27 protein-coding genes are annotated in these 26851 nt (G+C 40.1%); 6 read left to right on the forward strand and 21 right to left on the reverse strand.

Going from position 1 to position 26851, the window contains the following annotated elements; genetic code table 11:
• Positions 1 to 97 precede the first annotated feature (97 nt).
• Positions 98 to 343: a DUF2626 domain-containing protein gene (locus MOJ78_RS13585; RefSeq protein WP_304977882.1), complete on the forward strand. Its 246-nt coding sequence runs from the start codon at positions 98 to 100 to the stop codon at positions 341 to 343.
• 70 nt (positions 344 to 413) lie between these two features.
• Here the strand turns inward: MOJ78_RS13585 and MOJ78_RS13590 are convergent, their stop codons facing one another.
• Together MOJ78_RS13590 and MOJ78_RS13595 are read right to left on the reverse strand one after the other, a co-directional pair.
• Entirely contained in the window at positions 414 to 1511 is a 1098-nt protein-coding gene (locus MOJ78_RS13590; protein WP_304977883.1) for a class I SAM-dependent methyltransferase, read from the reverse strand.
• On the reverse strand, positions 1508 to 2164 hold the full coding sequence (locus MOJ78_RS13595; RefSeq protein ID WP_304977884.1) for an MBL fold metallo-hydrolase: 657 nt from the start codon (positions 2162 to 2164) through the stop codon (positions 1508 to 1510). Before MOJ78_RS13595 ends, MOJ78_RS13590 begins: the two co-directional genes overlap by 4 nt.
• A gap of 87 nt (positions 2165 to 2251) precedes the next feature.
• Between MOJ78_RS13595 and MOJ78_RS13600 the strand changes: the two genes are divergently transcribed.
• Together MOJ78_RS13600 and MOJ78_RS13605 are read left to right on the forward strand one after the other, a co-directional pair.
• The gene (locus tag MOJ78_RS13600) at positions 2252 to 2725 is read left to right on the forward strand and encodes a hypothetical protein (protein WP_304977885.1); all 474 of its coding nucleotides are present in this window, start codon (positions 2252 to 2254) and stop codon (positions 2723 to 2725) included.
• Between the two features lie 138 nt (positions 2726 to 2863).
• A complete protein-coding gene (locus MOJ78_RS13605) occupies positions 2864 to 3049 on the forward strand; it encodes a DUF2759 domain-containing protein (RefSeq protein ID WP_304977886.1) in 186 nt (61 codons plus the stop codon).
• Positions 3050 to 3138: 89 nt separating this feature from the next.
• On the opposite strand, the gene fetB is transcribed toward MOJ78_RS13605, so the two are convergent.
• From fetB to MOJ78_RS13645, 8 genes are all read right to left on the reverse strand, one after another.
• Positions 3139 to 3909 carry an ABC transporter permease gene (gene fetB / locus MOJ78_RS13610; RefSeq protein WP_304977887.1) on the reverse strand — a complete coding sequence of 257 codons (771 nt, stop codon included), beginning with the start codon at positions 3907 to 3909 and terminating at the stop codon, positions 3139 to 3141.
• Positions 3910 to 3917: 8 nt separating this feature from the next.
• On the reverse strand, positions 3918 to 4619 hold the full coding sequence (locus tag MOJ78_RS13615; protein WP_304977888.1) for an ABC transporter ATP-binding protein: 702 nt from the start codon (positions 4617 to 4619) through the stop codon (positions 3918 to 3920).
• Between the two features lie 162 nt (positions 4620 to 4781).
• Entirely contained in the window at positions 4782 to 5972 is a 1191-nt protein-coding gene (locus tag MOJ78_RS13620) for a M14 family metallopeptidase (protein WP_304977889.1), read from the reverse strand.
• A gap of 122 nt (positions 5973 to 6094) precedes the next feature.
• Positions 6095 to 7978 carry an LTA synthase family protein gene (locus MOJ78_RS13625; protein ID WP_304977890.1) on the reverse strand — a complete coding sequence of 628 codons (1884 nt, stop codon included), beginning with the start codon at positions 7976 to 7978 and terminating at the stop codon, positions 6095 to 6097.
• A gap of 542 nt (positions 7979 to 8520) precedes the next feature.
• Positions 8521 to 9486, reverse strand: a complete 966-nt coding sequence (locus MOJ78_RS13630; protein WP_304977891.1) for an ROK family glucokinase — start codon at positions 9484 to 9486, stop codon at positions 8521 to 8523.
• 21 nt (positions 9487 to 9507) lie between these two features.
• The gene (locus MOJ78_RS13635; protein WP_304977892.1) at positions 9508 to 9708 is read right to left on the reverse strand and encodes a YqgQ family protein; all 201 of its coding nucleotides are present in this window, start codon (positions 9706 to 9708) and stop codon (positions 9508 to 9510) included.
• Between the two features lie 330 nt (positions 9709 to 10038).
• Positions 10039 to 11499 (reverse strand): spore germination protein, encoded by a 1461-nt coding sequence (locus tag MOJ78_RS13640; RefSeq protein ID WP_304977893.1) that lies wholly within the window; start codon positions 11497 to 11499, stop codon positions 10039 to 10041.
• Between the two features lie 419 nt (positions 11500 to 11918).
• Positions 11919 to 12965 (reverse strand): M42 family metallopeptidase, encoded by a 1047-nt coding sequence (locus tag MOJ78_RS13645; protein ID WP_370529721.1) that lies wholly within the window; start codon positions 12963 to 12965, stop codon positions 11919 to 11921.
• Positions 12966 to 13126: 161 nt separating this feature from the next.
• Between MOJ78_RS13645 and MOJ78_RS13650 the strand changes: the two genes are divergently transcribed.
• Positions 13127 to 14002, forward strand: coding sequence for a hypothetical protein (locus MOJ78_RS13650; RefSeq protein WP_304977895.1), 876 nt, complete (start codon positions 13127 to 13129; stop codon positions 14000 to 14002).
• Here the strand turns inward: MOJ78_RS13650 and MOJ78_RS13655 are convergent.
• The 9 genes from MOJ78_RS13655 to MOJ78_RS13695 form a co-directional block, all read right to left on the reverse strand.
• On the reverse strand, positions 13986 to 14726 hold the full coding sequence (locus MOJ78_RS13655; RefSeq protein ID WP_304981263.1) for an HAD family hydrolase: 741 nt from the start codon (positions 14724 to 14726) through the stop codon (positions 13986 to 13988). The genes MOJ78_RS13650 and MOJ78_RS13655 overlap by 17 nt on opposite strands.
• A 3-nt stretch (positions 14727 to 14729) precedes the next feature.
• A complete protein-coding gene (locus MOJ78_RS13660) occupies positions 14730 to 14906 on the reverse strand; it encodes a hypothetical protein (protein WP_304977896.1) in 177 nt (58 codons plus the stop codon).
• A gap of 120 nt (positions 14907 to 15026) precedes the next feature.
• Positions 15027 to 16400, reverse strand: coding sequence for a Na+/H+ antiporter NhaC (gene nhaC / locus MOJ78_RS13665; RefSeq protein ID WP_304977897.1), 1374 nt, complete (start codon positions 16398 to 16400; stop codon positions 15027 to 15029).
• A gap of 262 nt (positions 16401 to 16662) precedes the next feature.
• Positions 16663 to 17274 (reverse strand): molybdenum cofactor guanylyltransferase, encoded by a 612-nt coding sequence (locus tag MOJ78_RS13670; protein ID WP_304977898.1) that lies wholly within the window; start codon positions 17272 to 17274, stop codon positions 16663 to 16665.
• 15 nt (positions 17275 to 17289) lie between these two features.
• Positions 17290 to 17856, reverse strand: coding sequence for a 5-formyltetrahydrofolate cyclo-ligase (locus MOJ78_RS13675; protein WP_304977899.1), 567 nt, complete (start codon positions 17854 to 17856; stop codon positions 17290 to 17292).
• A gap of 67 nt (positions 17857 to 17923) precedes the next feature.
• Positions 17924 to 18073: a 50S ribosomal protein L33 gene (rpmG, locus tag MOJ78_RS13680; RefSeq protein WP_304977900.1), complete on the reverse strand. Its 150-nt coding sequence runs from the start codon at positions 18071 to 18073 to the stop codon at positions 17924 to 17926.
• Between the two features lie 205 nt (positions 18074 to 18278).
• Positions 18279 to 20687, reverse strand: a complete 2409-nt coding sequence (locus MOJ78_RS13685) for a sugar phosphate nucleotidyltransferase (RefSeq protein ID WP_304977901.1) — start codon at positions 20685 to 20687, stop codon at positions 18279 to 18281.
• Positions 20684 to 23482, reverse strand: coding sequence for a 1,4-alpha-glucan branching protein domain-containing protein (locus MOJ78_RS13690; RefSeq protein ID WP_304977902.1), 2799 nt, complete (start codon positions 23480 to 23482; stop codon positions 20684 to 20686). The genes MOJ78_RS13685 and MOJ78_RS13690 overlap by 4 nt, the downstream gene beginning before the upstream one ends.
• 11 nt (positions 23483 to 23493) lie before the next feature.
• Positions 23494 to 24135, reverse strand: a complete 642-nt coding sequence (locus tag MOJ78_RS13695; RefSeq protein WP_304977903.1) for a DUF4912 domain-containing protein — start codon at positions 24133 to 24135, stop codon at positions 23494 to 23496.
• A gap of 359 nt (positions 24136 to 24494) precedes the next feature.
• Between MOJ78_RS13695 and MOJ78_RS13700 the strand changes: the two genes are divergently transcribed.
• The gene (locus MOJ78_RS13700) at positions 24495 to 24698 is read left to right on the forward strand and encodes a hypothetical protein (RefSeq protein ID WP_304977904.1); all 204 of its coding nucleotides are present in this window, start codon (positions 24495 to 24497) and stop codon (positions 24696 to 24698) included.
• A gap of 12 nt (positions 24699 to 24710) precedes the next feature.
• Complete coding sequence (locus MOJ78_RS13705) at positions 24711 to 25205, forward strand: hypothetical protein (protein ID WP_304977905.1); 495 nt, start codon at positions 24711 to 24713, stop codon at positions 25203 to 25205.
• 150 nt (positions 25206 to 25355) lie between these two features.
• Here MOJ78_RS13705 and phoU read toward each other — a convergent pair whose 3' ends face one another.
• Both phoU and pstB read right to left on the reverse strand, forming a co-directional pair.
• Positions 25356 to 26015: a phosphate signaling complex protein PhoU gene (gene phoU, locus MOJ78_RS13710; RefSeq protein ID WP_304977906.1), complete on the reverse strand. Its 660-nt coding sequence runs from the start codon at positions 26013 to 26015 to the stop codon at positions 25356 to 25358.
• Positions 26016 to 26035: 20 nt separating this feature from the next.
• A complete protein-coding gene (pstB, locus tag MOJ78_RS13715) occupies positions 26036 to 26839 on the reverse strand; it encodes a phosphate ABC transporter ATP-binding protein PstB (protein WP_304981264.1) in 804 nt (267 codons plus the stop codon).
• Positions 26840 to 26851: the final 12 nt, after the last annotated feature.

A 26851-nucleotide genomic window follows, 5' to 3' on the forward strand; every position in this document is an offset into this window, starting at 1 on the left:
TGTTTTATAATACTAGAAGAGTCCATTTTAATTTGGACGGATTATGTGAACAGCACTTATTCAATATGTCGATCATTGCTGCAAAGGAGGATTACATATGGCAAGAATGTACCGCATGATGGGATTTTGGACGGCAGTTATCGCAGTTATGGCTTATGTAGGTGATATGCAAGCGTTCTCCCTTTTATTTGTAGGGCAAACAGTTATGTTCGTTGCACTAGGATACTTGAATTTATCTGAAAGAATGTATATCTATATTTTCGGTGCATATTTAACGGTCTTTTTTATCGGGTTCTCATACTGGTCCATTTTCATGATGACCCCTGGATCAGGCGGACACTGATAAGAAAAGCGAAAGCTATCTAGCTAGACATTACAACTATCAAACATCGGAAGAAGGGCGACCATATTGGTCAGCCCCTTTTTTCTTGAACGATCACATGAAATGAGTCACTGATTCCACCAGGAGTTGCAAACGAACGAATAGCTCGATTCAGCCGACTTTCCTTAGAAAATGGATCTGGATTTTGATGCTCATGCAAAAAATTGAAAAGTCCGTTATTTAATAAAAATTCACGTTGACGGGTGCTTGATATTGAGCGAAATCCAACCTTTTCACCTTTTCTTAATAAAGCATCCAAGTGAATATGTGTGGTCAAGTCCATTTGCCCAGCATTCAATAACGGATTTTCAATCAATTGATGGTTTTTATACCCCCGTAAGCTGCCTCTTCTATGGGAGGGTTCCTGCCAATCTTTATCCCAATAACCGTAATCAACTGTAATCAAAAGTCCGGTATCGATGAACTCCGACATCTGTTCAATCCAATCAAGCATTTCCAGCGGTGCCTCAAGCCGCTGACCTTCCGTTAGTGCGAGTCCGCTCCAATCCAGCCATTCTGAAATCATAGGATTATTGAGCGGAACAAGCTTTTCAATCAGTTTCCCTGTTGAATCAAGCGTGACACGAACTTCAAAAATGTCGCCTTCATCCTCTTCGATTACATGCACGGGAAAAGCATCGATTAGCTCATTGGAAAATACGATTCCATGAAACGGTTGTGTTACTCCTTCCCATGAATTGAAAAACGATACACACGAAAAAGAAGCTAGTTCTTGTTGAGCCTTTACCAGATGGTCCTCACTCACATCGATATAAAAATAGTTTAAATCGATAAGAAACTCAGGATATGTAACTTTTAAATACGTCAACACTTCTTTTGCAAAGGAGCCGTTTCCCCCGCCGATTTCACAAATCGAATACGGAGGATTATTTTCACTTAAATATTTATAAAAATACTCGGCAAAAACCCAAGCAAAAACTGGGTGAACGGAGCTTGATGTATAAAAGTCTCCAGAGGTACCAATTTTAGTGGACGTTTTTCTATAGTAGCCATGCTCCTGATGATAAAGTACGGTCTCTATAAAATCCGCATATGAAATAGACATTGTTGCAGCTTGTTGAATCTTTTCATCGAGGATTTGTACTATTTGCGAACCTCGATCGGTCATAAAGAAAAACCATTCAAAAATGGATTCGTGTTCATTTCTTCCCCAATGGTAGTTGTTGGACCGTGTCCTGAAAGCACAAGGGTTTCCTCATCAAGGCTCAACAACTCGTTGTGGATGCTTTTTATCAGGGTCTCATGGCTTCCACCTGGTAAGTCTGTACGTCCGATGCTCCCCATGAATAAGGCGTCCCCGCTTAACACGATTCCCTCACCTTCAAAATGAAAGGAAACACTTCCAGGAGAATGCCCAGGTGTATGTAGAACGTCACATGTAAAATGTCCAAGTGTTAACGATTGGCCATGTTTTATTTCTCGATCAGCTTTGCTTGCTTTTACAGGCTTAACCATAGGAAAAAAACTTGAACCATTCAGATCGGGATTTTCAGGCCAATCCTTTTCATCTGGATGGAGATAAACAGGGATCTGCCATTCCTTTCGTACTTCCTCCAATGCGCCGATGTGGTCAAAATGTGCATGGGTAAGCAGGATCGCAATCGGTTTTACATTTAAATTGTTTAATTCCTGATTGATTCGTTCCCCTTCACTTCCTGGATCGATGACTAACGCTTCATCCTGACTGTTCCAGACAATATAACAGTTGGCTTGGACAGGTCCTACAGTTAGTTGCTTCCATTTCAATTTTATCGCCTCCATTGTCAACTTCTCCTATGTATTTTAAACTATAGTTGATTCAGTTCTAACATATCAATAATTTTGGCAATGTGAAAGTGGGGAGTGTTGATGGAAGTAGTTTACGGGGTCGAGCATTGTGAGCTAAGTGATCAAAGTCAGGATGATTTGAACGAACTCTTTACAACGATTGAATCTATTGCTACGATAATTGATCGTGATGAACAGCTTTTAATCGTAAAAACGGAACATGAATATAAAATGCTCCAAAATTTCTTTGAACAAAAAGCGTTTCTCGAGGAATGCCTTCTCTTGTTCCAGCTTGATTCGGATTCAATCCACATGCTGAACACGGATTATGGGTTTACCGCTGATTCCGGTCATTCCTATCTTTATAAGGAATTAACTTTTCCTTTTCAGGTTAGTCTAAACACCGAGCAGGAACAGATGGCGATGCTACAAATGCAAGAGCATATCATCGCGGAGGAAGAAGGGGGCTCTCCAATCTATTATGCAGATCGACAACAACAAGAATTGATCTTAAGGATTGCTTCAGCCTATCAGGTTTCCTTCACACTTTTGTAAGGAAAGGAACCCTCGACAACGTTTTGAAAAACGAGTACAATAAGAAAGGGTATCACTCGATTACATAGAGGTAATTCTTGATAATCAGGGTATATTAATGTTAATTAGAATTCCTAAGCAGATAAGGGAGGAAATCATATGGGATTGGCAATTATTTTTGGCCTCGTAACCCTTTTTGCCCTTGCAGCGTGTGTTAGAGAATTAAAGAAGAAACATGTGTTTTCTTTAGGCTTTGCTTTTCTAACCTTTGCTGTATTCGGTTGGTTTACGGTGATGACGGTACTCGACACCCTTTCGACTGGCGGCTGGGGCGGCGGCCATTAATTTGGCACATTATAAACGTTCATCTATGAATACAAAAGAGGATTGACCAAAAGGTCAGTCCTCTTTTGTATTTTATTCAACTAGTGCGATCATGACTGCAGCTCAATTAATTGCATCTTATCATTAAAGTAGTTTTTATATAGGATCAGCGTTACAAGCATTGCACATACCGCAACTGAAACAAATATACTAAGTGATATTATGATTTGAAATTTAACCGCATCTAACGGCGATACTCCCCCCAATATCAAACCTGTCATCATACCGGGAAGTTGTACAAGTCCGATAGTTTTCAATCCGTCGATATTCGGAATCAGCGCAGCCTTCAATGTTGCCCTTATAATCCTAGAAGAAGATTGTTTTGGGGTTGCGCCTAATGAAAGAGCGGCTAGTACTCGACCACGTTCTTCTTTGAATTCGTTCTGAAGACGTTCAAGCGCTAGTCCGATTGCGATCATACTGTTCCCAATTACCATTCCGCTGATCGGGATTACTTTTTCCGGTGTAAAAGCAATGTACCCGAACCCAAGCCAGAGAGCAAGCACAAATACTTCTGTAATGGCAATGGTAATGAACACGACAACCCACACGTTTGAAATATTCCCGCCTCGCTTGGCAGCATTGATCGATGCTATTATGACCATCACCGACACCCACAATGTAATTCCCTGCCAGTCCGGTATCGAAAAAAGAAACGTAAGCACATAACCAATCAGAATCAATTGTATAACTCCACGAAACGATGCCCATAGGATGGATTTAGATAAACCGAGTGAAAACCAATAAGAAAGCGAAACAGGAATGATGACAAATACAATTATAAAGGTTAGGGACAAATTCGTGATTTCATTTGTTTCCATTTTTTAAATTACTCCTTTAGAAATTCCTGCAATTGACTTGTAGATGGTTTTTCTAATATTTGATCAGTAGGTCCAGATTCAATTAAACAGCCGTCCTGTAAGTACATTGTAAAATCACTGATTCGTTTAGTTTGTTCAATGTTGTGTGTCACCATCACCACTGTAATTTTGTCCTCGTCCTTAATTCGTTGTAACAAGTGCTCAATTATTTCTGTTGTTTTTATATCTAACGAGCTTGTAACCTCATCTAACAGTAAAATACTTGGTTCATTTGCTAGTGTCCGGGCAAGCGCAACACGCTGTTTCTCTCCACCGGAAAGGGACGTTACACTTCTTGTTTTGAATGAAACCGGCAAATCTACTAAATCCAATAATCGACCTGTCATATCCGAATTCCAGCGATTTTGCAGAGATGGACCGTACTTCAAATTCTCTTCAACTGTACCATCGAAAAGATAAGCAGATTGAAACACTATCCCAATTTCTCGCCTCAATTCAATGATTGGATAATCCTTTATGTGCCTTTCCTTATAAAATATATCTCCTTCCCTCGGCTCGTTAAGACGGTTTAACAGCATCAGCAAACTGGATTTCCCAGCACCGGATGGTCCTATGATCGTCGTCATTTGTTTTTCTGGAAAGCAAAAGGTAAACTGATCCAATACTTCTGTAGTCACCTTTTCACATCGTATAACTGAATTTAACTCCATATGCAATCTCCATTTTTAACACGTCGTCTTTTTTAACTTGTGAAGTTTTTAATAAAAGAATCGATAGTATTATTGTATCGAAAAAGTCCATTAAAGAAAAATAGGTGCTGGCTCATTACTGTGAGCCGAGCACCTTTTCATTTACCCGAACTATAAGATTATTTACATATATAGTGATGCCAACATTATCCCGAGAGTTTCTTCGTAAATTTCGTCATATTGAGACAATGGTAATGGGTTTACCCCTTCACCAAGCTCCACCGTATAACCTGGTCTTTGCCATTCCTGAATGAACCAATCTTTGAAGCCTGCATAGCTATCCACAAAACGAATCGGCTCATATCCTGAAACCCTCTCGAATTCTTCAACTATGGTCTCCGCATACGGTGGTTCAAGCCCTTCATACCCCCAATAAATCACTTCCCCCTGAGTGTGAAAGGCAAGTACCCAATCAAAGTCCTCCTGCTGTGTCAATTCTGCCATTGCAATGGTTTCCGGCTCACTTAATGGCTTTTCCCCAGGATAGTCTCTCGGTGCTGGATTCTGAGGTTTCCGTGCTTCTTCAACCCACCATTGCGCCGGAAACTGGTTGTTAAGGTCCACTCCTCTGATATTAGCTTTCCATCCTGAAAAGTCATAGCTCCAATTATTCAATTCGAGTACATAGTCATGGAAATATTCGTTCTCTGGGGGACCCTCAAGTACAAGGTCTACACCATCCGGATCAACCATCGGTACAATCGATAAGGTTACACCGTCGTAAAAGGGTGACATGTCAAGACCACGAATTGCCCACTGATTTGTAAGTGCAAGCAAGTAATCGTTTAAAAAGTTCATGACTACTGAAGTGGTTATCCATTCGTTTGCATGAAATGAAGCATTAAAATGAACCTTTTTGGGTCCATTACCTATTTGGATTTCAGGAATCGGCTTCCCTAATACCGACTCTCCGATCGATCTTTGTCTGATGAACGGATAGATTTCATTCAGACTCCGTAAGTGCTCGGACATAATTGAATACGTGTATCCTTGTTTCGGATTAACTACCGAGCTTACAATTCGAACAGGTACGGTTATAGTTTGTCCTACCTGTAAAGCAGTCGGGTTAGTATCAGGGTTTAATAATAATAAAGCATCTAAAGGGATTTTTCGGACCTGAGACACTTTATAAAACGTATCACCACTCTTAATTGTATATAGTTCAGATATATATCCAGGAATGTTAACACGAGACCCAACTGCCAACGCATTCGGATTTAATGAAGGATTGGAATCGATAACAAGCCTTAGAGTTACATTAAACAATCTGCTAAAGTACCATAGTGTATCTCCAGATCGGATGATGACTTTCATTTTGCTCCCTCCAAAAAATCATTCTCCAACCATGTATATGGAACTCGATGAAAGTTATGATAATAATTTATCATTATTAAAAAGGAGTTGACCCGCCAGAGTCAACTCCCTTTAGTATGCTTTTATTTTTTTTCGTCTTCTTTTACCTGACCCGTTTTCGGATCAATGAAGCGTAATAGATCTCCGTATATGATGCGATCTGAATAGTCGAGCTCTTTCTTCGCTTTTTCCATATACGGTTGACATAGTGATTTTTCTACTGCTTTCTCTGTATTTTTGTCGTAACATTTACCTTCTGTATAAACGTGATTCTTCGTGATGAAAGAACCGTCACGTAGTACTGTAAAGTCTTGACGCTCTTTACTAAACAGATCGGATCCGAAATGGATCGTATTCTTCGTATCGACACCTAGTAAATGTAACAGTGTCGGGCGAAGGTCAATCTGCCCTCCAACCGTATCCATCACTTTTCCTTTTCCATCTCCAGGAATATGAATGATCATTGGAACTCTTTGTAGCTGCGTTGTCACGAATGGAGTAATCTCTTTTCCAAGATATTGACTCATAGCCTCATTATGGTTTTCTGAAATTCCGTAATGGTCACCATACAGAACGAATACCGTGTCTTCGTACATACCTTCATTCTTTAGGCTCTCGAAGAACATTTTCAAAGATTCATCCGTGTATCTTACTGTTGTAAAGTACCGATTGACTGTACCGTCTTCTGACGTCCATTCAGGAATTTGTTCATCTTCCTTTTCAAGACTGAATGGGAAATGGTTCGTCAATGTAATGAACTTTGTGAAATATGGTTCTGGCATTTCCTTCATGTGTTCTACTGATTGTTCAAAGAAAAATTCATCCTTCAAGCCCCAGCCAATTGAATTTTCTGGAATCACTTCATAATCCTTAACGGAATAGAAACGATCATAACCGAGTGACTTATACATGATATCCCGGTTCCAGAAGCTCTTGTTGTTCGCATGTAAAGATGCGGTATAATAATTTTCCTGATCGAGAATTTCTGGAGTAGCGTGATATTCATTTTGCGAATGAGTAAAGAATACCGCTCCGCTTGGTAAAGGATACATCGAGTTTGCTATCAAAAATTCGGAATCAGATGTTTTCCCTTGACCTGTTTGATGATAAAAGTTAGGGAAGTAATACGTATCTTCATCCTTAATGAGATCATTTAGGAATGGAGTAATTTCTCTTCCATCAACTCTATTATTGATAACAAAGCTTTGTAACGATTCCATTGAAATCATCACAACATTCTTATCTTCCGCAATCCCGAATTTTGATGGATTGGGCTCGCGGTAGTCTGCTCTGATATAGTTCTCAATGTCAACAATCTCACTGCTATCTGCAAGTGCACGTTGTGCTTTCGCTTTCGATTGAATAATCGCATCGTATACATGATAGTTGTATGCACCAATATTTTTAATCAACATTTCACGGTCAAAAGAACGCGTTAAAAGCTGTGGACGTTCTGTTTCAGCAACACCAACGTTAACAATAAAAAGAATTAAGCTGGCTGCAAACGTAAGTCCGATTTTCTTAGAGGATACTCTTGGCGCCTCTACATTACGTAGTTTTAAATAAACTGCCATCAAGATGACATCGATGAATAATAACAGATCATATGGGTAAAGTAACGATGTAATACTTTCACCGAGATCCCCCATATTACTTGTTTGGAACAAGACTGGTATCGTAATAAAGTCGTTAAAGAAACGGTAGTAGACCATATTTGCAAACAAAATAAAGGTTGCAACAAAGTTTAAAACGATCACTGATATGTTTCTTGCTTTACCTGAAAAGAATAAAGCAAACGCCATAATAAACACAACAGAACTTAAGGGGTTGATCAACAAGATAAATTCCTGCACATTATTTTCTATATTTAAATCAAACGCAATTTTATATAATAAATATGATTTAATCCAGAGTAAAACACCTGTGATGATAAGTGCCTGGTATTTTGAAAAGGTGTTTTTCAACATTGCATCAAGACCTCCCTGTACATAGATAACTTCAATAATTATTAATAATTCATTTCAAAATTATGTTTAGCAAACTCTTCGCTCGTTTTTCACATGATTGTTATCATACTCTCTTTCGAACCATTTTTCAAGTGAAAATCGGTTTATTTCAAAATATTGTAAAACAGAACTACGCGTTGATGTTTTATCCCCGATGTAAACAACCTCTAAACCTTTAGACGTTAAAATAAGAAAAAAGTTTTAGGTTTTTAGCGATAAATCGATAATTCACACTTTCTTCACATTTTCTGAAAAGCATCGTGAACATAATTAGTTCTGAAAGCACATAGTACATGTTACTTTCTTACCTTTGTGCTGATACTACTATTTAAAAATTTGCTTGTACTATCTTAAAGTCCGAATGTGAAAATTATGAGTCTTTTTTCAAAAAGGCTTTAACGTATTGATCACGTAAAAGTAAAAAGGGCCTCGTCAGACCCTTTTTGCAGTTTGTATAGTATTCGCCATCAAATGTTATCTTTCGTGTATTGGACAATAAATTGTTAGGATAAATTTGACTTTACAAGCCATGCTCCACCGATTACGCCTGCATCATTTCCAAGACTGGCGATTACAAGTTCAGCACCATCACTTACTCGGGGTAATGCATATTGATTAAAAACAACATTCAACGGATCAAGTAGCTGATCTCCTGCTCGAGAGACACCACCGCCGATGACGATCTTGGACGGATTTAATGCATTCGCAAGATTAGCGATTGTTAAACCGAGATGATGCGTCACACTTTTAACAATATCAATTGCCCAGGAATCGTTATCCGCAGCACATTCAAATACATCCTTAGCAGTCAGGCTATTTCCCGCATCGAACCGTTTCTTGAGCTTACTATTCGGATGATTCTCCAATCCTTCCATAGCAATTCGTGCAATCCCTGTTGCCGAAGCAATCGTTTCAATACAACCTGTCTTCCCACAATTACAAGGAGCACCACCTTCGTGAATCGCAGTAATATGTCCAATTTCACCTGCCATCCCATTCGTACCATGGAGTATACTGCCATTCGAGATAATCCCCCCTCCAATACCGGTACCGAGTGTTACGCAAATTAAATCGTCGGAATGGTTTCCTGCTCCCTTCCACATCTCTCCCAAGGCAGCAATGTTTGCATCATTTTCAATAAAAACTGGTAGCCCTATTTGGTTCTCCAAATCCTCTTTTAATGGATAGTTTTCCCATCCTAAGTTAACGGCATTATAAATATACCCCTCATCCAAGTCAATAAATCCAGGGGCTCCCATACCTATTCCAATAAACGATTCGATCGGGATGTTACTCTCGTTTGCCTTTTTACGGATGGACGTTGCAATATCGTTACTTATGTTTTTCCCTTTTTCACTCGTATCTGTTGGTATCTCCCATTTTTCTGCAATATCTCCGTCAGACTCTACAAATGCCATTTTAATTGTAGTCCCACCAAGGTCTATACCTATTAACAATTGCCGTTTCATCGGTTATTCATCCTTTTTCATCTAGTGGTTTTTCGAATGCTTTTGCAGTTCTTGCCTTAATAATAAAAGTGCACTTGTATAGTGTGATTGATCAAGCAAACCATTCCGATAGAGCTCTTGAATTTCTTCTTGCATAAGCTCAAGGTCTGCTTGCCGGTTCCCTGTATAAATGAACGTTCCATATCTTTTAAGTAATTGTTGAACATCATAAAATGTCTTCATAAATTTTTTCACCTTTTCCATTATAGCATTCTTCGATGAAGTTTATCTCCGAGATGAAAATAAAAGGGCTGACCCATATGTGAAATTGGGTCAACCCTCATTAGCAATGCCTGATATCTATCATAAAGAGAATTTGTAAGTGCATAGTTTGATTCTAGCAGAGTTTATCGACTTTGAAAGAGAGAAATTTTTAGTTTTGCCGTGTAATTCTGAGATTTGCCGTACAACTTTGAAGATTTGCCGTACAACTCCAAGTTTTGGTGTGCAACTCAGAAACTTGGCGTGTAAGCAGAAGTTTTGGAAGAGACTAACGTTATTTAGGTCGGTCCCCTACCGATCAGGATCTTTTGGATGTAATGCTCTCGGTCTTCGGTTCTTCAGCGGGATTGGAGAGCGTACCAGTACATCACGAAATCCTCTATAGGAAAATGGAAGAAACGGCCACAAGTATGGAAGGTTGAAGGATTTAAGCCTAACAAGCATTATGATCCAAAGCGTTGTAACGATTATATAGCCTGGACCACCCAATAGTGCTGTGGCAATAAGTAGTGCGAGCCTTACGAGACGGTTTGCTAAACCCATTTCATAGGTTGGTGTCGCAAATGTCCCCATGGCTGCAATCGCAATATATAGAATGACTTCATTAATAAACAGACCGACCTCTACTGCAACCTGTCCGATTAAAATAGCCGCCACAAGACCAAGAGCGGTGGCTAATGAGGAAGGGATATGGACCGTAGCCATCCTTAATAAATCGAGTCCGATTTCAATCAAAAAAAACTGCAGAAATAGCGGTACCTCACCAACCTTTTGGGGTCCAATAAACTCGAGTGCTTCCGGCATGTACTCAGGGCTCGTTGCCAATAAATACCACAATGGTAATGAGAAAATTGATAACATGACCGCAAAAAATCGAACGAATCGTAAATACGCACCTACAACCGGCTTTTCACGGTATTCCTCCATATGCTGTAGATGATGCCAAAATGTTGCTGGTGTTATTAGAATTGCAGGGGAACCATCTACATAGACAAGGACATGACCCTCAAACAAATGAACCGCAGCGGTATCGGGTCGTTCCGTGTATCGCACAAGTGGATAAGGGTTCCAATGATGGCCGCAAATGAATTCTTCTAAGGTCTTCTCTCCCATCGGTAACCCGTCTGTATCAATTTTTTTGATCGACTCTTTGATTTCTTTTACAATATCAGGGTCTGCGATGTCTTCAATATACGAAACACAAATATCCGTTTTGGACCTTCTTCCAACACTCATATATTCCATACGAAGAGATCGATCACGAACTCTCCTTCTCGTAAGGGCAGTATTGAAAATGATCGTTTCAACGAACCCATCTCTTGCTCCACGGACCACCCGTTCAAGATCAGGTTCTGCTGGACTGCGTACCGGGTAGGTTCTCGCATCAATGATGATGACTGTATCGATTCCCTCAACGAAAAGCATCGAGGGACCGCCGAGTGAAAAATCGATCGCTTTTTCAAGATCCTTTTCTTTACTGATTTCCATATACGGAAGATAAGTTCTCATCAATCGGGTAAGTGGATCGGGATCCAAATCTTCAGGTTCCAATTTCGCAAGGAGCTTCATCAATAAATGCATGATATCATCTTTTGTAAATCCATCAATCATAAACAGGCTCATTCTTCTGCCTGCATATTCAAGCTCAAGGTGTATTTGATCAAAGCTGATATCGATCCCTAATTCTTTTTTTACATAAGATATAGTAGCATCATAATCTTTGATAGCTGGAGTTGATTTTTGCTCAGACATGAAAACACCCACCCTTTCAATTACCATCTTTAACCAATTTTTAAAATGGCATACTTGAAAGAGGGTTAATTTCTTTTATGTGCGTCGAGGGAGAACTGAGAGTTGAAACAACGGTAAGGAAAGAGTCTCGGAAAAACGATTTGTGGGACTCGAACTCCTAGTTTTTAGGAGAATGTGTCCTGGAAAAACGATTTGCGGGACTCAAACTCCTAGTTTTTAGGACAATGAGTCCTGGAAAAACGATTTGCGGGACTCGAACTCCTAGTTTTTAGGACAATGTGTCCTGAAAAAGTGGTTTTCTGGACAACTTACATCGCTTTTCAGTATAAGTGTCCTGAATCACTAGGATCCAAGGATTTAATGTAAAAAAGAACCTGAGTTGTATTCCACCACTCAGGTTCTCCTAATCGTTTTACAAATCAGTTATTCGTCATTTCTGATTTCAGGTATTGATAAATTAATTGTCCGGTATGCACCAACGAGGTTTCGTGTGTCCGTTCAAATGCGTGTGAGGCATCGATACCAGGTCCGATCAACGCATGCTTGACATCAAACCCAGCACGAATGGCTGCTGATGCATCAGAGCCGTAAAAAGGATAAATGTCTGTCTTAAATTCGATCTCATGCTTGATTGCCAATTGTTCAAGGTGCTTACGCAGCTCGTAATGATAGGGTCCACTGGAATCTTTGGCACAAATCGAAACCGTATATTCATCGGTAGCCTGCCCATCACCGATTGCACCCATATCAACTGCCAGGTATTCTTCCGTCTCTGCTGGAATGTTCGAATTACCACCATAACCGATTTCCTCATTATTCGAAATTAGGAAATGCGTCGTATGTGGAAGTGTCGTTCCTTCATTTTTTATCGTCTTAACAACCTCCATCAATAACGCAACGCTCGCTTTATCATCAAGGTGTCGGGATTTAACAAAGCCACTTTCTGTTATTTCAACTCGAGGATCAAAGGAAACGAAATCACCAACAGAGATTCCAAGACTTCGCACCTCTTCTTCATTGGACACACGTTCATCTATTCGAACTTCGATATTTTTTTCATCTCGTTTTGCATCCCCGGCTTCCTTGTATACATGAACAGACGTCTGGTGCATTAATATTGTTCCAGAGTACACCTTGCCTTCTGCTGTTTGTATTTGACAATATTCACCTTCTACATGGTTCCAGCGAAAACCACCGATCATCGAGAGCTTCAGCCTTCCGTCTGGCTTAATTTCCTTCACCATCGCCCCAAGAGTATCAACGTGCGCAGTTAAAAAACGATGTCGGTCCTTATTTTCCCCTTCAACCGTTACAAGAAGTCCACCTTTTCGATTTCTTCGTGTTTCCAAACCGAGTCCTTTAAAAAACTCATCTACATATGTAATCACCTTATCAGTGTTTCCTGATGGACTCGGAATCGAGACTAATTCTTTAATTAAATTCACCACTTCTTTGCTTTCGTTCATTTTCATTTCCCCTCTCAGTATTGATCTACTCTCCTATTATCGTATCACTTTTTGAGTGAAAAATGGAGCCGCCTCACTCTCCAAGATTAAATCCTCTTCTAAACTCTCATAAGAAAACATATGTATAAGTGATAGTCTGTCCCATGGGGGTTTAAAAAGATATGAAGAAGCAAATAACGATTGTAGGTATTTTGGCTACAATAATCGGAGTTTCCCTATATATCCATGATAACCAAAATGACAAAATAAAAGAAAGTATTATCTTTTTTCCGATTGACCCTTCAGTAGCTTTTACATCCGCAAACACTTCGCTTACATTGCTAGAGGAAAAGGATGAGGATGAATATTCAATTCGTTGGAGGACCAATTCAACAATAGGAAAAAAAGCATATTTAAGGCAGGACATTACGCTGCTTTTTGAGGATGGACGCTTAAAGGATACGATGTCAAAGTGGATGGAAAATATTGACCGCCTTGAACAGGAAAAAACAATCTCGAGTGAAGATAGCGGTCATTTTGAAGCCATCAGTTTTCATCATGCTGAACTTCACTATCCGAATGATATCATTAAAAGTGCTCAAACGATGAGCTACGATCAACTTTATGTCATTGACACACCGCTTCAGCCATTAGAATCCTTCGAGACACCTGAAACGTTTGAAGATGAGAACAACAAAAAGGTGCTGGACCATGCTACGGCCCAACAATTAAAAATGGTTTGGGACTCATTGATCCAATATTATAACATTCCTATTGAGAATTATTTTATGATCCCAATGACGGATCTGGAAATATATGCAAAACACCCCCTGCCAGGGATAACACAGGAGAAGACCGACAAGATCATCGGTGGATTATGGGAAGGTATCTATAAAAATTATTTTCTTGGAGTAAAAAGTGAGGGAGAAATAGAGTCTCCGATCGGAAGCAGCTTGCCTCTATTATTATTTCACAAAGATATGAGTCATCTGCTATTCCTTACAAAAACGGAATCGGGTAAAGAAGTTCAATTCATCCAATTCATTGATCATCCATAAGAAAAAGGACATTGCGACGCTCATATATTTCCTTGAACGTTGCTGCAGAGTGAAAGGGTTCGTGATCGGTCGATGGGGGTACCCCTGATGTATTAAGATGTAACGCATTCCAACCTGCTGAAATGGCACCGACAACATCAAGGTCCCAAGAATCGCCCACAAATAAAGACTCCGACGGATTTCCTGAACGGTTTTGTATGACAAGGTCGAACATACTGCTTGAGGGTTTTACTTTTCCGGATTCATCGGTTACATATATATTCTCCGAAGGTATCCACTTAAAAATAGACAGCCTGTTCATCTTTTTTAGTTGTAGATGATAGTCACCATTACTAATGATCCCAAGTTCGATGTTATGAGCACATAAGAACTCTAAAAGTAGTTCTACACCATCATACAAGTCGATGAAGTCAGGAATCTGTTTTTTGAATTGATGTTCGAACCATAAGGCTATATTTTGGGAGACTTCGATATGAAACGTTTGCAGAGATTGTTGAAAACGAAGAGCTTGATATGACTTTCTGGACAGATGCCCATTTTCATAATCTGGCCAAAGCCGGTCACAAGCCTCTTTGAACAAGTTGAACCATTGATCTACGTGAACACCATTTTTCTCAGCAGCACTCCACTGGCTGAACGTCTGCTTACTTGCCAATTCAAAGGCACGTTCATAATCGAACAGCGTATTGTCGAGATCGAAAAATACTCGTTTCCAGCGATTCATCAATCAAAACATATCCTGAGCCATCTTTTCGCGAATTCCTGGGATTCGGAAGATCCCCCTTATTGCAAGTGACCTTAATATTTTCATTCCTAATATCATATTGAGTAAACGCATACGATTTTGATAAACAAAAATAGTTAAACAAAACAATGCAACCCATTTGATCAAACTATATTTCATCGTGCAGTCCACCTTTCTTCCATTACTATTACTATCTGATTTAACCTTTTTAAATATACAAAGGAAACAAAAAAGACGACCTTTATAAGATCTTTCTCTTATTAGGGCCGTCTTTATTCTTTAGTTTTCCGAAACATTTGTCCCAATCCCTAGATATCCGAATAAGACCGTGAAGGCTGGAGATAGATAGAGAAAGAATACAAATGGTAGATATTCGATAACATTGATTTCAAGAGTCGATGCGAAGAATGCACCGCTGACTCCCCAAGGAATTAACGGATTTACCAAGGTACCAGCGTCCTCTAAAGTCCGAGAAAGGTTCGTCAAGCCGATTTTTTCTTTTTCATAATGACGCTTGAATGCTTGACCAGGTAGTAAGATTGAAAGGTATTGTTCACCTGTTAGCACATTTACACCGATAGAAGACAGGGCTGTTGCCGAGATTGTATTCCCCCTCCCTTTTAATCTGTTTTCAAGGGCATCAATAAGGGTTTTCAAAATACCGACGGATTGTACAAGTCCCCCAAGTGCTAATGCAATCCAAACCAAAGATATTGACCACATCATCGATTGGATTCCCCCGCGATTCACAATATCGTCAACCGTTGAATTCCCCGAATTTCCTTCGTATCCATTTTGCAGCATACTTAAGATCCCGGATATTGTTGATTGGTCCTGGACAAATAGAATCGTAATTAACCCCGTAAGGAGCCCGACCATTAATGCTGGTAATGTAGGAAATCTTTTTACAGCCAATACGATTACGATTAACGGAGAGATGAGTGTCCATCCACTTATTTTAAAAGCGTCTTGGAGACTGTCCTGTATCATTTTAATCGAAGCCAAGGATTCCGTTGTATCTGATCCGCTTCCGATTACGATAAATATGATAAAAGTTATAAGCAATGCTGGTACGGTCGTCCACAATAAATGTTGAATGTGTCGGAACAATTGGACTCCCGCTACAGCAGGAGCAAAATTAGTCGTGTCGGATAGAGGGGACATCTTATCTCCAAAGCATGCCCCGCATATGATCGCACCTGCAGCCAGACCTGGATGAATACCGAGACTTACAGCAAGACCTATTAAGGCGACACCTACAGTTCCAATTGTCGTAAAAGAGCTACCCGTAAAGCTTGATACAATAATCGTTACAGCTAGCGCACTAATCGTAAACCATTGTGGAGAGACAAACGAAGTGCCAAAAAAGAGCAATGTTGGGACTGTCCCGCTCATCATCCAGGTACCTATCAGCATTCCAATCGCCATCAGGATGAGAACAGGCTTAATTCCTACTGAAATACCTTCGATAATGCCTTTCTCCATAACCTCCCATTTAAAACCAAATAATCGAGCTAGAATTGAAATCAAAACCAATGAGGCGAGAAGCGGGATATGTGGTTCTGTTTTAAGAACTAACATTGAATATAAAATAATCCCCATGATTAGAAATAAAGTCAATAATGAAAATGCAAGTCGCTTCTTAGTTGTCATTGCTTTCCCCTTCTCCCTTTTGTACTAGCCACTTAGTAGTTATTTTCTCTTTCATATTTCACTGCACTGCTTTTATGCTTTTATGCATTTAAGTATGAGTGCATTCTCTACTATAAAGCCACCGCCAAGATTCGTCAAGATTTTTTCCTGCTACTTGTACAATTCGTTTCCCTTTTGCTGAAAGGCTATACCCCTAAACACGTAAAAAAGGATGAACCGATTAGGGTCATCCTCGTAATAACAGTTTATTTTTTTAATCAATTTATGGGGAATTCATTATTGCTATGTAATCTTCTGGGGTATTCACGTTTTGAAAGGCTTTACTTCTCAGCTTTGACTCGAACTTGATGTATATACAATCCAAATGATTGAGAAGGTCGACAAGTCGTCGTTTTTCATTCATTAGAAGATGATGAATGACAGGTTTTGCAGCAGCTGGATAAATAGCGGCCAGAGGTTGGATTCTCCCCTTCACGACAGGTACTACACAGCTTTCCTTGGATAAATAGAATTGTACCGCCTTAAGTATTTGTAACGTTTCGGTATCCATCAAGGGCATATCACAAGCAAGAACGATGTAATGTGAAGCCGGCACTATATTCATCGCGCTGTAAATGCCAGCTAGCGGTCCATGTCCGGCAAATTCGTGTTCATCCGTTATCATTAATACATCATACGGTTTCATTATGTGTTGTTCTAATGAGGGATGGACGACGATTACTTGACGATCTACAATCGGTTGAAGAGCCCCAATGCTCCGATTATAAAAAGGTACTCCATCAAGTGTTTCAAGAGCTTTTGGTGTGCCGTACCGCCTCGACTGCCCGCCTGATAACGTAATCCCTGCGATTTCTCGTTTAGTCACCTCATTCATGATCCTCTCCTGCCTTTATTCTCTGACATACTTAACTAAATCAGGTAGAATCAAGCCGTCTACAGGAAAATCAAACGATTCTCTCGGGAGCTCATTTACGAGCTGTGATGGGAAGAGTAACGATACGGTTCGATTCGAATAACGTTGTAAATAACGGTCGTAATAGCCTCCTCCGAACCCAACTCTATACCCGGATTCATCGTAGGCTAGTCCAGGTACAATCAATAAATCGATTTGGTCTGGTGATACAGATTGGGTTTCTTCGATGATCGGTTCCTTTAGGCCAAAGTAAACGGTTTCCAGCTCGTCAAATGATTGTAATTTGCGAAAATCCATTGAAAAGTCTCCAGGATGACATTTTGGAACAACGACACTTTTCCCATCCTCCCAGCCACGACGGATAATCGGATAGGTATCTATCTCCGCACCGCGAGAAACGGTCACTCCAATCGTTTCGGCCGATTTCCACTCTTTCGTCGCGAATAAATTGTCTCTGATATGTCTAGATAAATGCTCCCTTTCTTGCTTTGGCATTTTTACAAGCTGTTTTTGAATGCTTTTCCGAATTTCCTGTTTGGTCATACTTGACTACCCCTCTACTCTAAGCTAAATATGTATAGAAAAAAACAGCAGGAGAACCCCTACTGTTTTACTTTGTTTCACGATGTAGTGTGTGACGCTTCAATCTTGGGCTGTATTTTTTAAGCTCAAGACGGTCTGTGTTTTTACGCTTGTTCTTAGAAGTAATGTAGTTACGGTCTCCCGTTTCTGTGCAAGCTAATGTAACTTGTACGCGCATATCGTTTCCCTCCAAACTATCTACGATGAATAAGCGTACGGATCGACCATCATTACGAGGGCCGTGCGCTTATCATTTTCATTAATCTCGTCTAATAGACACCCCTGTATCATATCAAAAATCAAACGAACAATCAAGATGCTATTTACAAAAGAAGATGCGAGCCAGGGCATATAAAATACTTCCGATCATATTAGAAGGGTCACTATAACTGCTGATAGGATTTGATTTTATGAACATAGGATCTCGAAATTTCCTTTGCAGACTCGAGATCAGCAGCCTGTGAGTAGACCGTAAAGGCCGGATCTGCGATATCAGGTAAAATAAGTGTCCAGCCCCCGTCTGGATGATATACCTTTATACCGTCAACCAGATCAATCTGCTGTCCTTTTGTTTCCTCCATCAGCTTTCTCATCACCCTGCCTTTTACCTTTGATGGGCATTGAACACTCTCTCTGATCAATTTGATATCAGGTAGCATTTTTACAAGCTGGGTTAACGGCAATTGACGAGTTGCAATCATATTAAGGATGGAGGACAAAGCAAAGATCGCATCATATTGAACATTTAGAACCGTATCGCCGACTTGAAGAATGGATCTTGCATCTGCTTTCGTGCGTAATAGTGTGCCATTTAACTTTTTAGCCAAATGATCAAGCTCAGATGAACCGTATACGGGAACGGCATATTTCGCTAAATGATGGTCACCGAACGCTAATAACACATAGAGGGATAGCATTTGATCCTCGTTCAACCATTTCCCGTCCTCTGTCATAACTTGTAGCTTTTCACCCGATTGATCGATCCAAATTCCTAAATGCGAATCGGTCGCTTGGACAACTCCGATCATTTTCTCCTGAGTGGTTTCAGACGGTACTGTGATTACACTGCAGTTAAACCGTTCAAACAATCTAGAAACCATCGAAAATGGAGAGCCATTTGCATTTAAAACGATTTTAAACGCGCTTTCCTGTATACCACGAACGTTCACCATATCGAATACCTTTTTCATATACTTTTCGGATTTACCCGATTCATTAATACCGATGCCAATTTTATCGAAAGGTGCTCTTCGATAATCCTCCTGCCAGAATGCATTTTCAATTTTCCTCTCCATCGTGCTTTCAATCGGAAGTCCGTTTTCATCATAAAGTTCAATAACGACCTGCATTTGATTATGATGGTTGCAAAAGCGTATATATGCCCCGCCGATCCACTCCTCTTGCTCGATGGTAAACCGAAGAATCGGTGCCATTGTTGGTGAAATATCTACAGTGTGCACCCCCGATGAATGAAGGCCCTGGATGAACGCTTTCAGAATCAATTCTGAAAAGGGATGATCATCTGAAGCAACACCTAACAATCCTCCTTGAGCCAATACAGAACCATATGCGGAGGCAACCCTTGCTACAAAATCTGGTGTAATTTCGATATTTGCAATTCCACTGATGCCACGGTTCGCAAACAGTGATTTCGTTGTCTTTTTCCCCCATATTAGTGATGTATGCACAACTGTATCATCGCTTATACCTTTTTCTGGCCACACCTTCACCTCAGGCTTTACCGTTACCTTTTTCCCAATATGCACCTGGTTACCGATCACGCTATGTTCATACAAACTGGATCCTTCATCTAAAAACGTACTCGTAGCAATTGTCGTTCCCCGTAACTCAGATCCTCCACCTACAAATACCTCATTCCATAAAATCGAGCGTTTTAATGAAGCAAACGGAGATATTTTACTGTGTGAACCGATTACCGTGTATGGAAGTATTTTTGCATGCTTTCTTATGATCGTACCAGACCCGATATAAACGGGTGCTTTTACAGTCGCAAGCTCCTCGATAACGACATCCTTCCCGACACGGACTCCTGGCAGTATTTCATGTCCAGATACAGGCAAGTCAATCAAACCGTCCAGAAAATCCTCATGACTTTTACGATACTGGTTCAGACTTCCAATATCAGACCAATATCCGTCTGCTTCAAAACCATACAAACCTTTATTCTCCTTCATTAATAACGGAAATAAGTCCTTGCTGAAATCTGTCGGTACACCCTTCGTTAAATATCGGAACACTTCCGGCTCTAAGATATAAATTCCAGTATTTACGGTATCACTGAAAACTTCATTCCAGCTTGGTTTTTCAAGAAACCTGATAATCCGGTCCTGATCATCTGTCATAATCACACCGTATTCCAAAGGTGATTCGACCTGCTTCATAAAAATCGTAGCAAGGGCATCTTTTTGATTATGAAAATCAATACCATCCTGAAGATTAAAATCAGTAAGTGCATCCCCGCTGATCACGATAAACTGCTCATCAAGGAACGGTTCTGCGTTTTTTATACTACCCGCTGTTCCTAAAGGCGTGGTTTCTTCAAAATAATGCAATTGGACACCGAACTGACTTCCATCACCGAAATATTGCTTAATGTGTTCGGGTAAATAATGGACAGTAACCGCAATTTCAGTAACCTTATACCGCTTTAATAACTCAATAGCATACTCCATTACAGGCTTTTCAAGGATCGGTACCATCGGTTTTGGTAGATTACATGTAAGTGGTCGTAATCGAGTACCTTTTCCCCCTGCCATAATTACACCCTTCACACAAATTCCTCCCTTACCACATTCAGTTTCTTTGCGTATTGGTTAAAAACAGAGATTGTCTCTAGTGCGATAAGATTCCAACTATATTTCCTCGTTACATCATCCCAAGCATTTGTAACTAATGACCTGCATAATTCAGGGTTTTCAAATAAATCTATGATTTGGTCACGAATACTTTCAGGATTTCCGGTGTACACCTTTAAACCATTTTCATGATGGTCGATCAGATTACCCATTCCGCCAGTATCGCTAACAATTACCGGTGTTTTAGCGACCATCGCTTCTAAAGCGACAATTCCAAATGGCTCATATAAACTCGGAAATATAACTGCATTTGCTTCAGCCAAAAACCGGTTCCGCTCTTCATCTGTTACAAATCCGATAAAAAACACCGAACCTTCAAGATCTCTTTCTTTCACATCAGACCTGTACTGATCAAGCATCGGACCTTTTCCTGCAATGATAAATTTAATTGCCGGGTGGCTTTCTTTTAAGGAGGAGGCTGCCTCAATCAATAGATTAAATCCCTTTTCTCGTACGACCCTTCCTAATGAGAATACGTAAAAGTTGTTCTGACCGCCGTACCGTTCCATCCAGTTATCGGATTTAGCAGACACACTGATTAAGGAAGGGTCGACCCCGTTAGGTATAACCGCAATCTTGTTTTCAGGGATATGAAATAGCTCCCTAATCTCTTGTTTCATATAGGAGCTGCAAACAATAATATGCTGCGCTTCAAACATTAATTCCCACTCTTTATGGTGAATCGCTTCCTGTAAATCAGAATGAATTCCATTGTTCCTACCATGTTCGGTTGCATGTATAGTTGCAATGAGTGGAATATTTAGCTGTTGCTGTAAGCTCTTTGCCGAGACACTTACAATCCAATCATGTGCATGGATGCAATCAAATTGGATCCGCTCTGCAAGCTTCAACCCTAGTCCCGCGATGGCAAAGTTTAAACTTCCAGTCCAATGAAAGAAGTTCTCATGCTGCGGTTGGTCACATTTCGTACGGTAAACATGAACACCATCCATGATTTCATAATCTGGATACCCTTCAACAGCATTAGTAATCACATATACGTTGTGCTCTTGTTGAACGAACTCTCTTGACAAATCATAAACATGTCGAGCAAGTCCCCCCACAACATTGGGGGGAAATTCCCAGGCTAACATCAATATCGTCAACTTATCTTGACCGGCTGCTTGGGTAGATTGACTTGAGCGGATGAATTTATCGTGTTCTGAAGTAAGTTCAGGTACGTGACACCATTGCAAAAATGAATATCTTGACCGTACTTCCTCAAGTAAGGAAGACGTAACCGTTTTTTCATCAAGTGCCTTTTTCAAGAAGTTGAATGCTGCTATATGATCTTTTAATCGACGGATTGCATATTCTGCTGAGCTTTGCTGATCGATGATAAACGTCCAATCACTACTAGCTGCGAGCATCCATTCCCTTGCCATTTGATCAAGTGTCGCCTTCGTTAACTGATCTTCATTGCTTTCAATAGCAAAATACTTGAGAAGCTCGCGTTCCATTTCGTGCAGGTGTCTGTATATCCAGGCGTTGGCTTCGTTTAACCACACATCACCGAATCCATCTCTTCCCCAGCTCGAAAAACAGGCATGGTGTGTGTCCAGCGAATGGTAGTACCGACGAAGGAACTCCTTAGGTGTGATCCACGATAAAGTAGATTCACTGTTTTCTAACAAGGCGGTAATCCATTCCGGTCCTTCAAACCACCAATGCCCGAACAGTTCAGCATCGAATGAAGCGAGTGTTATTGGGGGTGCATCGTTTTCGTTGTTATCATCCTGAAGTGACTGTCCGATCACACCAATAAAATCCTTGCTATGCTCGGACACTCGATTCAATGCTGATTTCCTTACATACCAATCCTTTTTTTCTGTATCTCCTGTAACACGGTGATATTTCAATCCCGTATCCACCCGAATACCATCAGGATGGATATGGTTTTTAATATAGTCAAACTCTCGTATATACCCGATATCCCGATAAAACTCACGGTAGTTTCCATCTCCTGGATATCCAGCTTCAGCATCCCAAACCTTCCGTGATACCTCTGAATGTCTAGGGAACAATACGATGCCATGCGGAGAAAAAACAGGAATTACGCTGTTCTCCGGTTTCGGATCTAAGGAGTGAATCGTACCTTCATCGACAAAAGTGTATCGAATTCCCTCTTCATAAAGGACTTTGTCGACACCAGGTGTAAATGCACATTCCGGGAGCCAAAATCCATCTGGCTTAAAACCAAAATGACGTTCAAAGCATCGAATACCAAGCTGAATCTGTAAACGTAACCCTTGTTCTGTTTGAATGTAAGGTAAAAATGCATGTGTTGCAGAGGAAGTGATGCATTCCAGCTTGTTTTGCAATGCGTATGATCGAAATGCTGTAATCAAGTTCCCATTCCATTCTAAAAATGTTTGCTTAATCCGTTTGTACCTATTCTGATAAAACCGAACATTCTCGAGCTCGTCACGGTTTGAAACATACTTCAATTCCTTGTCAATTAGTTCAAGCGTATTGTTGATATAATCCAGAAAACGATCTTTTACTCTTTCATCAGCAAGCATTTCTAACAGTGGCGGGGATAGAGATAACGTATAGCATGCATTGGAGGACTTATTCTCTAAACCCCAAATCAAGGGGATATAGCTTTCGGAAATCGCCTCGAACAGCCATCGTTCTTCAAGACGTCCAGATTTTTCATGCAGAACATATGGTAGGTGAGCATGTAATACGAGTGCAAAAAAACCGTTCATCAGTGTCCTCCTTATTGCTTCAACTTCTGATAGTATGAATAGGTAGAAAAATGTTCATGCCAATCCGGAACACTCCGCTTGCCAGTTTTCCAATCAAGGACCGGTTGGTGATGCCTTGCAGTCTTATCCTCATTCTTTCGCGGTGTTTCAACTGGCTGTGATCGTAACATCGTTAAAAAGCTGCCTTCTGAGGTCCGAGCACCATAATCGATGATATATGTACGGTTCGGTCCTACATTTCGAATAAACCAGTTATTCGTCATTTCAGGTAAAGAAATCTCATAATATTGATGGGCGTCATGACCATTAAAGTTCAAATCGCTTACGTCATAAATTCTTAGCTGCTTACGAACCTCTGGCCAACCAGTTGTGAGATGATGAGCAATCATGTTCTGCATATTTGCATCGACCTCCCAAAATGCATAAATACAATGAGGGTTTTGAACCAAAGCCGAAATATGATTGTGATCATACCGAGCAGGAATCTCACTTGATAAACTGAATACACTCTTAGTTATTCGAGATTCAATCTGTTTGGTCTCGTTATACTTCTTTAATCGATAATGGACTTTCCCAACTGTCGTATTCAGCTTGAAGGCTATCTTCCTTAAGGAGTACCCTTTTTCTTTTAAACTTACGATTTCTTCAATCATCGTTACCTCCTTATGTGCTCGATACAAGTGCCTGCTGCACTCATTACAATCTGTTTTTATAATCGTATCACCGGTATTTGCAAGCTACAATAAACGTAATTTGTAGAAGATTGCGGTTTATATTCCAGATGCCTAGTCCCACCTTTTATTAAATTTTTGTAATCGTTTTCCTTTCAAATTCCGCCTTTATTTATAATGAATATTCGACTAATCCCCTCATATTTGGTTAAAAAGTGTTCAATTGGCAGTTATTGTCGAATTTTAGTAGGAAGTTTGGAGTAGATTTGCAAAAAGAACTTCTCCTCATAAAAAGTCTATGATATAACTGATAGAGAACTGTTTTTTTAAGGAGGATCACTATGGAATTTACAATAATAACTTTACTTATAGCAGGCATCACGTTAATTGTCCTTTCGTTTTTTAAACAAAATCGAAAGCAGCAGCTCGAAACCCAGATCGAAAATGTTTCGATTCAATTAATGAAAGAGCTTTATCAGATCAATAAGAAAATTAAAGTCGTTGAAGAAGAATTGATGATATCAGATCGACGAGATATTAAATAAAGGGGTCATCGTATGTTTAACAGTGGGATGAGAGGTTTTGGTGCAGGCTTGATCGTTGCGTCCGGTCTTCTGGCACTCGTACATTATCAGGGTGCAGATCAGGGCGGTTCCAAGGTAAAGGCAGAGGAAGCATCTGGAACACTTACATATGAACAAGTAGAAAGCTATCTACAGAATGAAGGTCTGGTTGCCGTAAAACAGGAAACATTGGAGCAATCGGAGAACACCAAGCAAAACTCTGACGAGCAGCTGGCAGAGGATAAAAAGAAAGAAAAACCAGAAGAACCTGAAGAAGAAGTAATTAAAACAACACTTGTCATTTCAAAAGGGACGAGCACAGGTCAAGTTTGTGACTGGCTTGAATCGAAAAAGATTATCAAAAGCAGTGACGAATTAATACAATTTCTACGTTCCAACAATTTAGAATCTAAGGTTCGCTTCGGTGAATATGAAGTAAACAGCAAGATGTCGATTGCTGAGGTTGCAACTGTAATTACATCACCTTAATCGATAAAAGCGGATGACCTATCAAAGGTCATCCGCTTTTTCGTGCATGGATGCAATGTCTAGCTTCAGCGCCTAGGTGCTCAAAGTCGCTTAGCTTTACGCTAGCCTAGTTTTCTTTGTCGCAACTACGAAGCGCTTCCGCTTTTCAATCTATTCATTCAGATCATAGTGCTTACCTTTAACAAGATAAACGATACTTTCTGCAATATTTGTTGCATGATCTGCAGTACGCTCAATGTATCGACAAATAAAAGATAGCTGTATGATTTGATCCGTATTTTCTGGATGTTCTTTCATTAAACCAAGCAGTTCTTGAATGAGCTGTCCATATTTCTTATCTACTTCGTCATCCCTATCTGCCATACTTTTCGCAAGAGCGATATTCTCTTCATTATAAGCTTGAATCGCCTCTGTTAGCATTTGAGTTGCCGTTTCAGCTAGCTTTGGGATATCCTCTAAAGGCTTGATTAACTTGGCTGAACCAATACGAATAACGGATTTTGCAATATTTACGGCAAAGTCTGCCATTCGTTCTACATCCGAAGAAATTTTGATTGCAACAATAATTCTTCGAAGATCACTCGCAACAGGTGCCTGTTTCGCAATCAACAAAATTGCCTTATCATTAATTTCCTCTTCGAGTTCATTAACCCGAACATCGTTTTCAATGATGTGCAACGCTTTATCGACATCTTGTGTCTTTAACGCTACAATCGCTTCATTCAGTGCCTTTTCCGTGAGCTTTCCTAGTTCTACAAGCATTTCACGTAATTCATCAAGCTGTGTTTGGAAATTTTCCCGTACGACCATACTATCCTCTCCTCACCCTATTATCCGAAACGTCCGGTAATGTAGTCTTCTGTTCTCTTATCATCAGGATTAGAGAACAATTCGTTCGTGTCTGAGAATTCAACAACCTCTCCACTTAAGAAGAACGCAGTCTTATCTGAAATTCGTGCTGCTTGCTGCATATTGTGAGTAACAATAATGATGCTGTACTCCTTTTTCAACTCCTGAACGAGTTCTTCGACTTTTAATGTAGAGATCGGATCAAGAGCAGATGTCGGCTCGTCCATTAAAATAACGTCAGGTTCAATCGCCAAACAACGAGCGATACATAGTCGCTGTTGCTGTCCGCCAGATAATCCGTATGCATTTTCAGTCAAACGATCTTTTACTTCTTCCCAGATTGCTGCACCTCGAAGGCTTTTCTCAACAATTTTATCAAGCGTCTTCTTGTCACGAATTCCATGAATTCTCGGACCATAGGCTACATTGTCATAGATTGATTTCGGAAATGGATTCGGTTTTTGAAAGACCATTCCGACTTGAGTACGTAATTCCTCAACTTTATAGGATGGTTCAAAAATATTTTGGTCTCGATATTGAATTCCACCCGATACTTTTACTGAAGGTACAGTTTCAACCATTCGGTTCAGCGCTTTGATGAAAGTTGATTTTCCACAACCCGATGGTCCGATTATTGCCGTAACTTGTTTTTCTGGGATATCTAGGTTGATATCCTTTAACGCATGGTCTTCACCATACCATAAATTCAACTGATTCACTTTGTATACACTATCTATCTTTTTAAAATTAGGCTGAGCTTGCTTTGTATCATTACGTTCTACCATCGTTTTCATAAA

Origin of the sequence: Alkalihalobacillus sp. AL-G (genome assembly GCF_030643805.1) — a bacterium.
Taxonomy (GTDB): domain Bacteria; phylum Bacillota; class Bacilli; order Bacillales; family Fictibacillaceae; genus Pseudalkalibacillus.

Bases quoted from the DNA above. Each gene is read 5' to 3' on its own strand.
- MOJ78_RS13585 (WP_304977882.1), top strand. From the start codon at position 98: ATGGCAAGAATGTACCGCATGATGGGATTTTGGACGGCAGTTATCGCA.
- MOJ78_RS13590 (WP_304977883.1), bottom strand. From the start codon at position 1,511: ATGACCGATCGAGGTTCGCAAATAGTACAAATCCTCGATGAAAAGATT.
- MOJ78_RS13595 (WP_304977884.1), bottom strand. From the start codon at position 2,164: ATGGAGGCGATAAAATTGAAATGGAAGCAACTAACTGTAGGACCTGTC.
- MOJ78_RS13600 (WP_304977885.1), top strand. From the start codon at position 2,252: ATGGAAGTAGTTTACGGGGTCGAGCATTGTGAGCTAAGTGATCAAAGT.
- MOJ78_RS13605 (WP_304977886.1), top strand. From the start codon at position 2,864: ATGGGATTGGCAATTATTTTTGGCCTCGTAACCCTTTTTGCCCTTGCA.
- fetB (WP_304977887.1), bottom strand. From the start codon at position 3,909: ATGGAAACAAATGAAATCACGAATTTGTCCCTAACCTTTATAATTGTA.
- MOJ78_RS13615 (WP_304977888.1), bottom strand. From the start codon at position 4,619: ATGGAGTTAAATTCAGTTATACGATGTGAAAAGGTGACTACAGAAGTA.
- MOJ78_RS13620 (WP_304977889.1), bottom strand. From the start codon at position 5,972: ATGAAAGTCATCATCCGATCTGGAGATACACTATGGTACTTTAGCAGA.
- MOJ78_RS13625 (WP_304977890.1), bottom strand. From the start codon at position 7,978: ATGTTGAAAAACACCTTTTCAAAATACCAGGCACTTATCATCACAGGT.
- MOJ78_RS13630 (WP_304977891.1), bottom strand. From the start codon at position 9,486: ATGAAACGGCAATTGTTAATAGGTATAGACCTTGGTGGGACTACAATT.
- MOJ78_RS13635 (WP_304977892.1), bottom strand. From the start codon at position 9,708: ATGAAGACATTTTATGATGTTCAACAATTACTTAAAAGATATGGAACG.
- MOJ78_RS13640 (WP_304977893.1), bottom strand. From the start codon at position 11,499: ATGTCTGAGCAAAAATCAACTCCAGCTATCAAAGATTATGATGCTACT.
- MOJ78_RS13645 (WP_370529721.1), bottom strand. From the start codon at position 12,965: ATGAACGAAAGCAAAGAAGTGGTGAATTTAATTAAAGAATTAGTCTCG.
- MOJ78_RS13650 (WP_304977895.1), top strand. From the start codon at position 13,127: ATGAAGAAGCAAATAACGATTGTAGGTATTTTGGCTACAATAATCGGA.
- MOJ78_RS13655 (WP_304981263.1), bottom strand. From the start codon at position 14,726: ATGAATCGCTGGAAACGAGTATTTTTCGATCTCGACAATACGCTGTTC.
- MOJ78_RS13660 (WP_304977896.1), bottom strand. From the start codon at position 14,906: ATGAAATATAGTTTGATCAAATGGGTTGCATTGTTTTGTTTAACTATT.
- nhaC (WP_304977897.1), bottom strand. From the start codon at position 16,400: ATGACAACTAAGAAGCGACTTGCATTTTCATTATTGACTTTATTTCTA.
- MOJ78_RS13670 (WP_304977898.1), bottom strand. From the start codon at position 17,274: ATGAATGAGGTGACTAAACGAGAAATCGCAGGGATTACGTTATCAGGC.
- MOJ78_RS13675 (WP_304977899.1), bottom strand. From the start codon at position 17,856: ATGACCAAACAGGAAATTCGGAAAAGCATTCAAAAACAGCTTGTAAAA.
- rpmG (WP_304977900.1), bottom strand. From the start codon at position 18,073: ATGCGCGTACAAGTTACATTAGCTTGCACAGAAACGGGAGACCGTAAC.
- MOJ78_RS13690 (WP_304977902.1), bottom strand. From the start codon at position 23,482: ATGAACGGTTTTTTTGCACTCGTATTACATGCTCACCTACCATATGTT.
- MOJ78_RS13695 (WP_304977903.1), bottom strand. From the start codon at position 24,135: ATGATTGAAGAAATCGTAAGTTTAAAAGAAAAAGGGTACTCCTTAAGG.
- MOJ78_RS13700 (WP_304977904.1), top strand. From the start codon at position 24,495: ATGGAATTTACAATAATAACTTTACTTATAGCAGGCATCACGTTAATT.
- MOJ78_RS13705 (WP_304977905.1), top strand. From the start codon at position 24,711: ATGTTTAACAGTGGGATGAGAGGTTTTGGTGCAGGCTTGATCGTTGCG.
- phoU (WP_304977906.1), bottom strand. From the start codon at position 26,015: ATGGTCGTACGGGAAAATTTCCAAACACAGCTTGATGAATTACGTGAA.
- pstB (WP_304981264.1), bottom strand. From the start codon at position 26,839: ATGGTAGAACGTAATGATACAAAGCAAGCTCAGCCTAATTTTAAAAAG.